Here is a 13,072-nt window from a genome sequence, read left to right as displayed (position 1 = left end):
GAGAAAGCATGACCAAGCTCAAGGACGTCTATCCGCTATACCTCAACAACAAGGCGCAGCAGCCCAATACCGACCTCGAAGTCACCGACAAATATAGTGGCGAAATCGCATTCCGCGTCGCGCAGGCTGACAAGGCGACGATCGAGGAGGGTATTGCAGGGGCCGTCCGCGCGGCGGGACCGATGGCACGGATGGCGGCCTATGAGCGGCAGGCCGTGTTGCAGCATTGCGTCGACCGCTTCAAGGAACGGAAGGAAGAACTCGCGTTTGCGCTATGCGTGGAAGCGGGCAAGCCGATCAAGGACAGTGAAGGCGAAGTCGGACGGCTGATCGACACCTTCCGCATTGCCGCCGAAGAAAGCGTGCGCATAACTGGCGAAGTCCAGCCTCTGGACATCTCGCCGCGCGCAAAGGGCTATCAGGGCATCTGGAAACGCGTGCCAATCGGCCCCTGCTCCTTCATTTCACCCTTCAACTTCCCCCTCAACCTTGCCGCGCACAAGATCGCGCCCGCCATCGCTGTGGGCTGCCCCTTCGTGATGAAACCCGCCAGCCGGACGCCACTGGGCGCGATCATCATGGGCGAGGTTCTGGCCGAGACGAACCTGCCCGAAGGCGCGTTCTCCATCCTCCCCGCGCATCGCGAAGGCGCGGACCTGTTCACCGAGGACGAGCGACTGAAGCTGCTGTCCTTCACCGGATCGCCCGGCGTGGGCTGGGACCTGAAGGCCAAGGCGGGCAAGAAGAAGGTCATCCTGGAACTCGGCGGCAATGCGGCCGTCATCATTGACCATGACGCCGATCTGGATGACGCGCTGGAACGGGTGATCTTCGGCGCCTTCTACCAGTCCGGGCAAAGCTGCATCGGCGTGCAGCGAATCATCATCCACGAATCGATCTACGACCGGTTCCGCGATATGCTGGTCGCCAAGACCAAAACGCTGGTTGCGGGGGATCCAAAGGACCGGAACGTCTTCATCGGCCCCATGATCTCCGAAAGCGAAGCGCGGCGTCTGGACGGCTGGATACAGGAAGCCGTCGCGGGCGGCGCGAAGCTGCTGTGCGGCGGCAAGCGCGAAGGCGCGATGCTGGAGGCGACGCTGCTGGAGAATGTCGACCGCTCGTCCAATGCCTACCGCGAGGAAGCCTTCGGGCCGCTGGCCTTGCTGAGCAAGTTCAGCGATTTCGATGCGGCGCTCGATGAGGTCAACGACAGCAAATTCGGGCTGCAGGCGGGCATCTTCACGCGCGACCTGTTCAAGATGTTCGACGCATGGGACCGGCTGGACGTGGGCGGCGTCGTGATCAATGACGTGCCCAGCTACCGCGTGGACAACATGCCTTATGGCGGCGTCAAGGATTCCGGATTGGGCCGCGAGGGCATCAAGTTCGCCATGGAAGACATGACCGAGATCAGAAACCTCGTCATCCGGCGCAACTGAGCCGATTTCGGATTGTAAGAAGGCCCCGGTCGAGGCTAGGGACAATTACATAAGATAAAGCGGTCGCGCGCAATATTCGGGGGGCGCGTCGGGCAAAGGTCCGGCGCGAATTGGGGGCGTGCAAATGACGTTCGGGGGCAGAACTGTCCGCATCCGGGCCATGGCGGCGGTCATGCTGCTGACGGCCTTTGCGCTGTGCGCGCTGCTGCTGGGCGGACTCCCGGGCCGGATCATGACGTCTGCCGATGCCGCTCCGTCGTCCACTTCCGTCTCTACATCGTCCGGGCCTGGCGGCTTCGTAGGGGTGGCGTCCTGCGCGGGCACCACCTGCCACGGACGCATGGAAGCCGACGGCAAGATCGTGCGTCAGGACGAATTGATGCGCTGGCAAGAACCATCAACGCAGGACGGCGCGCATAGCCGCGCCTTTGCCGTGCTGTCCGGCACACGCAGCAAGCAGATCGCGGCAACATTGGGCATCGGGGATCCCACGGCGGCGGGCGCGTGCCTAGGCTGTCACGCAACGCCCGCATCGGCAGAGCGCGGCCCGCGCTTCCACACGCAGGATGGTGTCGGCTGCGAGGCATGTCATGGCCCCGCTTCCGGCTGGATCGCATCGCATTATGCGGTAGGGGTCACCCATGCGAGCAACGTCGCCAAGGGCATGATCCCGCTGGATCGCCCCGCGGAGCGGGCGGCGGTCTGCCTCGACTGCCATTTCGGCAGCGACCAGCCGGGCCAGTTCGTAACGCACCGGATCATGGCCGCCGGACATCCACGCATCGCCTTCGAACTCGATCTGTTTTCGACTTTGCAAGCGCACCACAACGAAGATCCGGACTATATTCAGCGCAAAGGCAGGCCCGACGGCGTGCGCATGTGGGCCGTGGGTCAGGCGCTGGCGCTGGAACGGTCGCTTTCCCTCTATGCCAGCGCGCGCGGCACCGAAGGCGTATTCCCCGAATTCTATTTCCTGGACTGCCATAGCTGCCACCGCCGCATTGCCGATCAGGATGCACGCGTGAAGACGTGGGAGAGCAATCCCGGTCGCCCCATCCCGGCAGGCATGCCGCCCTATAATGACGAGAATCTGATCATGCTGTCCGCGGCGGCGCAAGTGGCCGCACCGGGTCTTGCGGCGCGCTTCGATGCCGACAGCCGCGCTTTCCACGCCGCGATGGGCCGCGACCGACCGAGCAGCGTTGCCGCAGCCCGCAAGCTCGCGGCAAGCGCCGCGGCACTGGCGGCGGACTTTTCGAGTGATCGGCTGGGCGGCGACATGGGCTTTGCCATCATCGACAGGATCGCCAGCACCAGCATCGCGTCTCGCTTCACGGACTATGAGGGATCGGTACAGGCAGTGATGGGCGTGGACACGCTGCTGAACGCGCTGGTGAGATCCGGGCGGGTGACGGTTGGCGCGGCAGCGGGAATTCGCGGCGACATCAATCGCGCTTACGCCGCCGTAAGGGAGCCGAACAGCTATCGCCCTGTCGATTTCCGCGCCGCCTTGGGCAGCGCGTCGCGCAGCATCGGGGCGTTGCACTGACATGAAAAGGCTGTCCGCTTTCCTCGCCGGAGCTTCGCTGGTCCTCTCGTCCTGCGGCGGGGGCGGGAGCAGTTCGCCAGCGCCGAGTCCCACGCCCTCCCCCGCGCCGTCGCCGACGCCGGCCAGCCTCTACGCCGTGCCCGCGCAGGAATCACTGAGCGTCGCGGACGTGGAAACCATTGTCGCACGGGCAGCGGCCGAAGCGCGTGCGCGCAACCTTCCCGCCGTGATTGCCGTGACGGACCGGGTCGGCAATGTGCTGGCGATCTTCAACATGACCGGCGCGCGCGCGACCGCAACCACCAGCGCCGCACCCAATGGCGACAATATCGACGCGCAGAACCTGACCGTACCGGCAGCGGCAGGCGCCATCGCCAAGGCCATAACCGGCGCATATCTGTCGAGCGGCGGCAATGCCTTCTCGACACGCACGGCGAGCCAGATCGTACAGCAGCATTTCCCGCCCGCGCCGACGACCGTGGGGCTGGAGAGCGGGCCACTCTACGGCGTGCAGTTCAGCCAATTACCGTGCTCGGATCTCGCGGCGCGGTTCGCCTCGTCCGGCGCGGGCGCGCTCATCGGGCCCAAGCGCTCGCCACTCGGTCTCGCTGCCGATCCGGGCGGCTTCCCGCTCTACAAGAACGGTGTGGTCGTCGGCGGCATCGGCGTGATGGCGGATGGCGTCTATGGCTCCGACCCCAACATCCTGGACGATGACAACGATCCGGAGGAATATATCGCGCTGGCCGGAACGGTCGGCTTCGAGACGCCGGAAACCATCCGCGCAAGCCGCATTTCGGTGGACGGCACATTGCTGCGCTACTCGGACGCGACCTATGACCGCCTGATGGCAACTGGTGTGGCGAGCTATGCCGCGACAAACCCGGCGCTCGGTACATTGGTCGCGGTGCGCGGCTATTATGGCGACCCGGCTCCGGCGATCCTGGCGGGCACGGCCTATGGCAGCGAGACGTCCGGCATCCGCCCGTCCCGCACGGCAGAGTTCTCCAATCGCGATGCGTTCATCCTGACCGACGGGTCGGGCAACAATCGCTTCCCCATCCGCGCCGCCACCGATGCAGGCGATGTCGCGCAGCCGCTCACCGCCGCCGAAGTCACGGCATTGATCGAAGAAGCCTTCACTGTGATGAGCCGGGCACGCGCGCAAATCCGCCAACCTTTGGACAGCCGCGCGCAGGTGTCGATTTCCGTAGTCGACACGCGCGGACAGGCACTGGGCGTGGTGCGCTCGCCCGATGCGCCGATCTTCGGCACGGACGTTTCGTTGCAGAAGGCGCGAACCGCCGCGTTCTTCTCCGGCGCGCGCGCGGGCGAAGAGCTGCTGCTGAACCCCAGCGCGGACGTCCGTGCCTTCGTCGCCAAGGCACGGACCTTCTTCAACGATCAGAGCGCGCTGACTGGCAAATATGCCTTTACCGACCGCGCGAACGGCCTGATCTCTCGCCCCTATTTCCCCGATGGTGAAGTCGGCCGCCCGAACGGCCCGTTCTCGCGCCCCATCGCGCAATTCAACCCCTTCTCCACCGGGCTGCAATCGGCGCTGATCCTGGGCGACCTCGCCGCGCATCTCGGCTTCGTCACCGGCGCGACGCCCACCGACACACCGCAGCGCTGCACGGCTCTCCCCGCTCCCGCCCCTAACCAGAACCGGCTTCAGAACGGCATTCAGATCTTCCCTGGCTCAGTGCCGATCTATCGCGGCAATGTGTTGGTCGGGGCCATCGGCGTGTCAGGCGACGGCATTGATCAGGACGATATGATCAGCTTCCTGGGCGTCAATAATGGCGGCAAGCGCACCAGCGGCATCGGCAATGCGCCCGTCGCGATCCGGTCCGACCAGATCGTCGTGCAGTTGGACAATGCCAGCGTCCGCCTACGCTATGTCGGCTGCCCGTTCGCGCCGTTCCTCGACACCAATGCCCAAGATGCGTGCGGCGGGCTGTAGCAAATGGCCATAGTTTCCCTCCTGCCGCTGATGGCGATGCTGGGCGCGCAGCCGCCCGGAGAGCCTGTGCCTCCGCCACCGCCCGACAATTGGCAGGAGATCATCGACGCGCCGGAACATCAATCGCAGGCGGACGCTGACGAACAGTTGATCGATGGCCGCCGCCGTCCTGGCTTTCAGCAGGAACTGCCGGACAAGGTCACGCAGGACAATCAGGGCGCCCTCCGCGCCCCGCCGCCCGAGGCATTCCCGACCGATCAGGTGCCGGTTCCGGACCGCTGGCGACTGATCGAGTCGCTGGGGCTGGTGAAGGAGCGCTGGTTCGACCCGTACAATCAGAACACGCTGAAGGGCGACCGGCCCATCAATCGCGAGAAGGTGAAGTGGCTGCCGATCAAGGGCGAGGACTGGTTCTTCGTCGCGAGCGCCGTCAGCGACACGGTGCTGGAGCCGCGCACCTTCCCCATTCCCGTCGGAGTGCAGACCACCGAGCGCCCCGGCAGCCTCGACGTGTTCGGCAAGGACGCCAGCTTCGTCTTCTCGCAAACCTTCATCGCCAGTGCATCGCTGGTGAAGGGATCGACGGCCTTCAAGCCGCCCGAGATCGAATATCGCGTGGCGCTGGCGTTCAACGTCAATCATGTGGATGTCCCTGAACGTCGTGTGCTGTTCGTCCAGCCCTCCAAACCCAGCCACCGCACCGATCATTTTCTGGGTGTACAGGAATTGTTCGTCGATTATCACCTCGCGAACACGTCAGACCGCTACGATTTCCGCTCGCTACGCGTCGGCATCCAGCCGATGCAGTCGGACTTTCGCGGCTTCCTGTTCAACGACCAGCAGCTTGGCATCCGCCTGTTCGGCAATCGCGACAACAATCGCTTCCAGTTCAATCTCGCGGCCTTCTGGCGACTGGAGAAGGACACGAACAGCGGCCTCAACAGTGTGGTGCAGCGCCCGCGGGACGATTTCGTGTTCCTCGCCAACGTCTATCGGCAGGACTTCCTGATCCCCAGTTTCACCAGCCAGATTACCGCAGTCTACAACATGAACCGGGAGAAGAATGACGTCGAGATCGACGACAACGGCTTCCCGGTGCGCCCTGCCCTGCTCGGCGATCTGCGCGGGCGGGAATATGATGTCGTGTATCTGGGCTACAACGCGGACGGTCGGATCGGCCGCATCAACCTGACTGCATCGCTGTACGGCGCATTGGGTGAGGACCGGAACAGCTTCTTCACCGGCAAAAAAGCGGAAATCCGCGCCTTCTTCGCCGCTGCGGAGGCAAGCTACGACATCGACTGGGTGCGCTTCCGTCTCTCCGGACTGTACGCCAGCGGCGACGGCGATCCCTATGATGATAGCGAAAACGGCTTCGACGCCATTTTCGAGAACCCCGTTTTCGCCGGAGCCGATACCAGTTACTGGATCAGGCAGACGATCCCCTTTGCAGGCGGCGGGCGCGTCATCAGCATCAACGGACGCAACGGCATCCTCAATTCCCTGCGATCCTCGAAGGAGCAAGGGCAGTCGAACTTCAACAATCCCGGCACGATGTTGGTGGGCGCAGGCGCGGATTTCGACGTGACGCCGGAGCTACGGCTCTCCGCCAACGCCAACCATCTCTGGTTCGAGAACACCGCCACGCTGCAAGCGCTGCGGGTGGAGGGCAGCATTCCCAAGTCGATCGGCTGGGACCTGTCCACTGCCGCGATCTGGCGGCCCAAGGCAACGCAGAACATCGTGTTCCGGCTGTCAGGCGCGGCATTGCTTCCCGGCAAGGGCTTCAGGGATCTTTTCGATAACCGCGACAGCCACCGGAATTACTATTCGGTGCTCGCCAATCTGATTGTCAGCTACTGATGCGCGGCCTGCTTCACCTTCTCTCCCGAGTGAAAGCATGGGCGCTGCTCCTGCTCGCGGCGCTGTTGATCCCCGTCGCGATCGTACAGGCGAGCGACGACGAGAAGCCGGTGAAGCGGAACTATGCGGTCGCCCCCGCCGCACCGATGAGCCAGACTGCCGAGCAGGTCGCGGCGAAATCCGACGGCTGCTATAGCTGCCACACCAAGACTGACGAGCCCTCAATGCACGCGACTCCGGCGGTGATGCTGGGCTGCACCGACTGCCATGGCGGCAATGCGAGCGTGCGCGGCAACCCGGCGCTAGGCTTCGACGCCCCGGAATATGCCGCCGCGCGCGATAAGGCGCATGTGCTGCCGACCTATCCCGAGAGCTGGCACTACCCCTCCTCCGCCAACCCGAAACGCACCTACACGCTGCTGAACAAGGAAGCGCCGGAGTTCGTGCGCTTCGTGAACCCGTCCGACTACCGCGTCGCGCGTGAGGCGTGCGGGTCCTGCCATCTTGCCACAATCGAGGCGGCGGAGCGCTCGATCATGGCGTCCGGCGCGATGCTGTGGGGCGGAGCGGCCTATAATAACGGGCTAGTGCCGTTCAAGAATTACATATTCGGCGAGGCTTATACCCGCGACGGCAAGCCCGCCAAGATCGTGACGCCGGGCAATCCTCCCGGCACGCTGACCGACGCCGAGAAGAAGCGCGGCGCGCTGGCGGAACTCTACCCTTTGCCGACCTGGCAGGTCATTCCGCCGGGCGACGTGTTCCGCGTGTTCGAGCGCGGCGGGCGTAATATCCAGACGCAGTTTGCCGAAATCGGCCTGCCCAATCCCACCGGATCGATCCAGCGGCTGGAAGAACCGGGCCGCCCCGATCTCAAGCAGTCCAGCCGTGGCCCCGGCACCGGCCTTCGCGTCGCCATTCCCGCGCTCAATATCCACAAGACGCGCCTCAATGACCCCTTCATGTGGTTCATGGGCACTAACGACCAGCCGGGCGATTATCGCCATTCGGGCTGTTCGGGCTGCCATGTCGTCTATGCCAATGACCGCGAACCGCGCCACAGCCTTGTCTACGCGCAATATGGCCGCGACGGGCAGAGCGCGACGATAGATCCGACGATCGCCGCTAAGGTGGAACATGCGGAAGTCGGCCATGGCGGCCTGAAAGGTCCGCATGGAGAGACTGTCGCCCCCGGCCACGGCGCCGAAAAGCCGGAGCACCCCATCGCCGCCGCCAAGGAAAGCGGGCACCCCATCCGCCACGCCTTCACCCGCGCAATCCCGACCGCGCAGTGCATGAACTGCCACATGCATCAGCCCAACATCTTCCTGAACAGCTACCTCGGCTACACGATGTGGGACTATGAATCCGACGCCCCGCTGATGTGGCCCAAGAAGCAGAAATATCCGACCGCCGCGGAAGTGCATGAGGTGCTGGAGCGCAATCCCGAAGCCGCCTCACCCAAGGGCAACTGGTCGGACGTCGATTTCCTGCGCAACGTCTATGACCTGAACGAGAAGGCGAAGGACACCCAGTTCGCCGACTATCACGGCCATGGCTGGAACTTCCGCGGCATCTTCAAGCGCGACCGCGAAGGCAATCTGCTGGACAAGGACGGCAAGATCGTCGCCAATGACGATCCCGAGAAATGGCGCAAGAAGGACGAGCCGAAGTTCGTCCAGCCCGGCACCAATCCCGGCAAAACCGTCCACATGATGGACATCCACGCTGAAAAGGGCCTGCAATGCGCCGACTGCCATTTCGGGCAGGACAGCCATGGCAATGGCTATATCTACGGCGAAGTCGCCAACGCCATCGAGATCGGCTGCAAGGATTGCCATGGCACTGCCGACGCCTGGCCGACTCTGCTCACCTCCGGCCCGGCCGCGCCGCCGAACGGCACGAACCTCGCGCTGCTGCGCAATCCGGACGGCAAGCGGCGGTTCGAATGGTTCTATGATGCCAGCGGTCGGCGCAAGCTGATCCAACGGTCCATCGTCGATCCGAACCTCGAATGGGAAGTCAGCCTCGTCAAGAACTCGGTCGACCCGGCCAACCCGCACTTCAACGCCCGCGCCGCCCGCGCCAAGCTGATGAGCAAGAGCGGCGCGGAAGATGGCAGCTTCGGCTTCGGACCGGGCGTCGCGCAGGAAGACCGCGCACATGGGGACGACAAGATGGCGTGCTTCACCTGTCATCTCAGCTGGACGACAAGCTGCGGCGGCTGCCACTTGCCGATCGAGGCGAACTGGAAGACCAAGAGCCATCACTTCGATGGCGAGGAAACCCGCAACTTCGCGACCTACAATCCGCAGGTCGCGCGGGACGAGATGTTCCAGCTCGGCCGCCACATGACGACCAAGGGCAATCAGATCACGCCGGTGCGCTCCACCAGCGCACTGGTGCTGTCCTCCACCAACCTCAACCGTGAGCGGATCTACGTCCAGCAGCCGCCGATTTCGGGCATCGGCTTCTCCTCGCAGGCCTTCGCGCCGCATTTCCCGCATACGGTGCGCACGACCGAGACCAAGACCTGCTCCGACTGCCACCTGTCCGCGAAGGACGACAATAACGCGATCATGTCGCAGCTGATGTTGCTCGGCACCAACTTCGTCAATTTCGTCGGGCTGAATGCATGGACCGGCCTGGAGGGTGGGTTCGAGGCAGTCCGCGTCACCGAATGGGACGAGCCGCAGGCGGTGATCGGCAGCTACCTTCAGAAATACGCCTATCCCGATTATTGGCGCATGCACGTCGAGGACAACAAACGCGAGTTGAAGGATTGGGTGCGCGGCAAGGCGTTCGACGCCAAAGCCTCGGGCGAAACGCAGCCGATGGAGGAGTTCAAGAACATCGTCCAGGGCACCGCCGGCCGGGTCGGATGCCTGCAATTGCGCGGCGAATATATGTTCGTGGCGGAGGGCAGGGGCGGCTTCCACGTCTACGACGTCGCTTCGATCGCCAACAAGGGCTTCTCGGAACGGATCGTCAGCGCGCCGTTCTCGAAGCTCGGGCAGAACACCCGCGTCAAGACAACCAACGCGACCTGCATGGCCATCGCGACCAATCAGCCGATCAATCCGCTGCGCAGCACGCCGGAACTGCGCGAGATCAATCAGGAGCAGGCGTTCCTGCCGATCTATTCCTACGCCGCCGTCACCGACAGTGTGGAAGGGCTCGTCATGGTCAACATCGAGACGATGGCCGACGGCGAATTCCGCAACAACTTCCTGAAACGCGCCGCGACGTGGAACCCCGACAATGTGCTGAAGGGCGCTCGTCATATCACCCTGGCTGGGCAGATCGCCTACATCACTGCGGATGTCGGCCTCGTCGTGGTCGATCTGTCCGATCCGCTGAAGCCGCACCTCGCAGCCGTCCGGCCGCTGAAGGATGCGCGGGCGAGCGCCATCCAGTTCCGCTACCTCTGGGTGACGGACGCGGATGGCTTGAAGCTGTTCGACGTGACCAAGCTCACCGATCCTGTCGGCGTCCCTTCAGGCACAGTGCCGCTGGCCGATGCGCGTCGCGTCTACCTGGCGCGGACCTATGCCTATGTCGCGGGCAAGGCGGACGGGCTGGTGATCGTCAACATCACCAACCCGATACGGCCGCTGATCTATGCCAAGGAGACTTTCGGCGGCGCGATGAACGATGTCGAGGACGTGATCGTAGGCACCACCAATGCCTCGCTGTTCGCCTATGTGGCGGACGGTCGCAACGGTCTGAAGGTCGTGCAGCTCACCAGCCCCGCGAGCCAGCCGAACTTTTACGGCTTCTCGCCGGCACCCAAGCCCGAATTGATTGCCTGGGCCCGCACACCCTCCCCCGCTTTGGCACTATCCAAGGGGCTGGATCGCGATCGCGCAGTCGATGAGACCGGCGGTCAGATCGCCGTATTCGGACGCCTCGGCTCGCGGCCTTTCACGCGCAGCGAGATGGAGCGCCTGTTCCTCTCGCCGCGCGGCATACCTTACAAAGTCACCGATGACGTGGACATGAAGGACTGGCGACCACCCCTCAAGGCGGCCAGCCGATAGAGCCCGTTCGAAGGGTCAAACTTAAAAAATAGATGCAAATCAATATCCTTGCTCCTATACCTAGGTAAATTCACGATGATCTGATCGAAACTGGGGGTAAGCGGGGCCGTGCTGACTGTCCGGAACGACCGATCGATACGCGCCCTGGTGGCGGGCTTCGTGCTCCTGGCATTGGCCATCGGCGGCAGCATCTGGTTTTCGGTGCAGCAGCACAAGTCGGTACAAGCCATCACTCAGACATTGGAAGTGCAGAGCCGGTTGGCGGGTATCTTGTCTCGGTTGCAGGACGCCGAGACGGGGCAGCGCGGCTATTTGCTAACCGGACGCCGCGAGTTCCTGGGACCGTACGATCTGGCGATCAAGAATTTGCCGCCAGAGTTTGCTGCCCTCGAAAAACTGCTCGCGAATAATCCGGCGCAGTCGGACCGGCTGCATCGACTTCGGGAAATATCTGCCGGAAGGCAAGCATATCTACGCCTCGCGATCGCCAAGTTCGAAATGGGCGCTCCCATAGACATCCTCGAGCTTCAACGCGGCAAGCAGACGATGGACCATGCACGGCGCCTGATTTCGGACATGCGCGCGCATGAGCAACAGCTACTTCGAAAGCGCGAAGCCAGCTCTCGTGTGCAGCGGATATGCATTGGACTGGCGCTTGCTTTGAGCGGGCTGACGGTGATGGTGCTGGGGATGTTTGCCGTGCGCCATGCACGTGCCCGCCTGACTGAAGCCGTCACCGCCGGCAGTGCGCTGGCCCGCAGCAATGCGCAACTGCGTGAGGAAGCGCAGAGCCGCTCCCTGGTGGAAGCGCAATTGCGTCAGGTGCAGAAGATGGAGGCCGTTGGCCAGTTGACGGGCGGTATCGCGCACGACTTCAACAACATGTTGGCGGTAATCGTAGGCTCGCTGGATATCGCCCGAAGACGGCTGGGCGGGACCATCGACAAGCGCATCGTGCAGAATATCGAAAACGCTCTGGAGGGCGCGCATCGCGCAACGCAGCTCACTTCTCACCTGCTTGCCTTTTCGCGGCAACAGCCACTTGAGCCGCGCGCCATCGATACCAACAAACTGGTGGGCGGCATGTCGGAGCTGCTGCGGAGGACAATCGGCGAATCTCTGCAGATCGAAACAGTTCTTGCAGGCGGCCTGTGGCCAAGCTTCGTTGATCCCAACCAGCTTGAAAACGCGATCCTGAACCTCTGCGTCAACGCGCGGGACGCCATGCCCGATGGCGGCAAGCTGACCATCGAGACGAGCAACGCCCATCTGGACGACGCCTATGCAGCGGCGCATCAAGAGGTAGTCGCAGGGCAGTATGTCGTCATAGCCGTGACGGACACCGGCATGGGCATGTCACGCGAGCTTATCGAGCGTGCGTTCGAACCGTTCTTCACGACCAAGGAAGTCGGGCGCGGCACCGGCCTTGGCCTCAGCCAGGTCTTCGGTTTCATCAAACAATCGAAAGGCCATGTGAAGATCTATTCCGAGGTGAGCGAGGGAACGACCGTCAAGCTGTACCTGCCCCGGCACATGGGCCCTCATGACGTGGCGACCGGACCGAGCGAGATATCGTTCGCCGACGATCTTCTGGCTGCCCGTGATGGCGAGATCGTTCTGGTCGTGGAAGACGAGGACAGAGTGCGCAATGTCTCCGTCGATGGCTTGCGCGACCTTGGCTATACCGTCGTGCAGGCGGCCGACGCCGCAGAGGCGCTCGCGGTTCTCGCCAATCAGCCCCGCGTAGACCTGCTGTTCACCGACGTGGTAATGCCGGAAATGAACGGCCGGAAGCTCGTCGACCACGCGCTCATCGCCCGCCCGGATCTCAAGGTGCTGTACACCACAGGCTACACCCGGAACGCCATTGTTCATAACGGGATGTTGGATCCGGGCGTCGCCTTGCTGTCGAAGCCCTTCACGCTGACCCAACTGGCGCGCAAGGTGCGGCAGGTTCTGGACAGCGACCAGGCCACTTGAACGACTCGTCGCGGAGAGGTGGCAACCTGTCGATTGGATCGGATCTCCTGCCCCTCCGGAGAGTACGAGGCGGCATGGATGAAGCTTCCCTGTCTTCTCACCGGCATCGCCGGGACCGCCGCCATGTAAGCCAGCACTTCGCCCGGGAGATCAGGCGCAGACGCGATCAGGCATGGGCTTCACTGGCGCAAATGCTGCCGGACGAGCGCACCTGATTCCTGTCCCGTAGAGG

Annotated in this window: 6 protein-coding genes; all 6 read left to right on the top strand. The window is 63.5% G+C overall.

Annotated elements, in window-relative coordinates; genetic code table 11:
* Positions 1–8 precede the first annotated feature (8 nt).
* Entirely contained in the window at positions 9–1,442 is a 1,434-nt protein-coding gene (locus tag QHC67_RS11760; protein ID WP_319294535.1) for an aldehyde dehydrogenase family protein, read from the top strand.
* A gap of 124 nt (positions 1,443–1,566) precedes the next feature.
* On the top strand, positions 1,567–2,991 hold the full coding sequence (locus tag QHC67_RS11755; protein ID WP_319294533.1) for a multiheme c-type cytochrome: 1,425 nt from the start codon (positions 1,567–1,569) through the stop codon (positions 2,989–2,991).
* Position 2,992: 1 nt separating this feature from the next.
* Positions 2,993–4,957 (top strand): heme-binding protein, encoded by a 1,965-nt coding sequence (locus QHC67_RS11750; RefSeq protein WP_319294531.1) that lies wholly within the window; start codon positions 2,993–2,995, stop codon positions 4,955–4,957.
* A 3-nt stretch (positions 4,958–4,960) separates the two neighbouring features.
* Positions 4,961–6,820: a hypothetical protein gene (locus QHC67_RS11745; RefSeq protein ID WP_319294529.1), complete on the top strand. Its 1,860-nt coding sequence runs from the start codon at positions 4,961–4,963 to the stop codon at positions 6,818–6,820.
* Positions 6,820–10,860: an LVIVD repeat-containing protein gene (locus QHC67_RS11740; RefSeq protein ID WP_319294528.1), complete on the top strand. Its 4,041-nt coding sequence runs from the start codon at positions 6,820–6,822 to the stop codon at positions 10,858–10,860. The genes QHC67_RS11745 and QHC67_RS11740 overlap by 1 nt, the downstream gene beginning before the upstream one ends.
* Positions 10,861–10,968: 108 nt before the next feature.
* Positions 10,969–12,840, top strand: coding sequence for a CHASE3 domain-containing protein (locus QHC67_RS11735; RefSeq protein WP_319294527.1), 1,872 nt, complete (start codon positions 10,969–10,971; stop codon positions 12,838–12,840).
* The last annotated feature ends 232 nt before the right edge of the window (positions 12,841–13,072 follow it).

The sequence above is a fragment of the Sphingobium sp. genome, assembly GCF_033795625.1.
Taxonomy (GTDB): Bacteria; Pseudomonadota; Alphaproteobacteria; order Sphingomonadales; family Sphingomonadaceae; genus Sphingobium.
This window is presented reverse-complemented; position numbering and strand designations above follow the sequence as displayed.

Excerpts from the sequence above, each read along its gene's own strand:
- QHC67_RS11760 (WP_319294535.1), top strand. The coding sequence starts at position 9 with ATGACCAAGCTCAAGGACGTCTATCCGCTATACCTCAACAACAAGGCG.
- QHC67_RS11755 (WP_319294533.1), top strand. The coding sequence starts at position 1,567 with ATGACGTTCGGGGGCAGAACTGTCCGCATCCGGGCCATGGCGGCGGTC.
- QHC67_RS11745 (WP_319294529.1), top strand. The coding sequence starts at position 4,961 with ATGGCCATAGTTTCCCTCCTGCCGCTGATGGCGATGCTGGGCGCGCAG.
- QHC67_RS11750 (WP_319294531.1), top strand. The coding sequence starts at position 2,993 with ATGAAAAGGCTGTCCGCTTTCCTCGCCGGAGCTTCGCTGGTCCTCTCG.
- QHC67_RS11740 (WP_319294528.1), top strand. The coding sequence starts at position 6,820 with ATGCGCGGCCTGCTTCACCTTCTCTCCCGAGTGAAAGCATGGGCGCTG.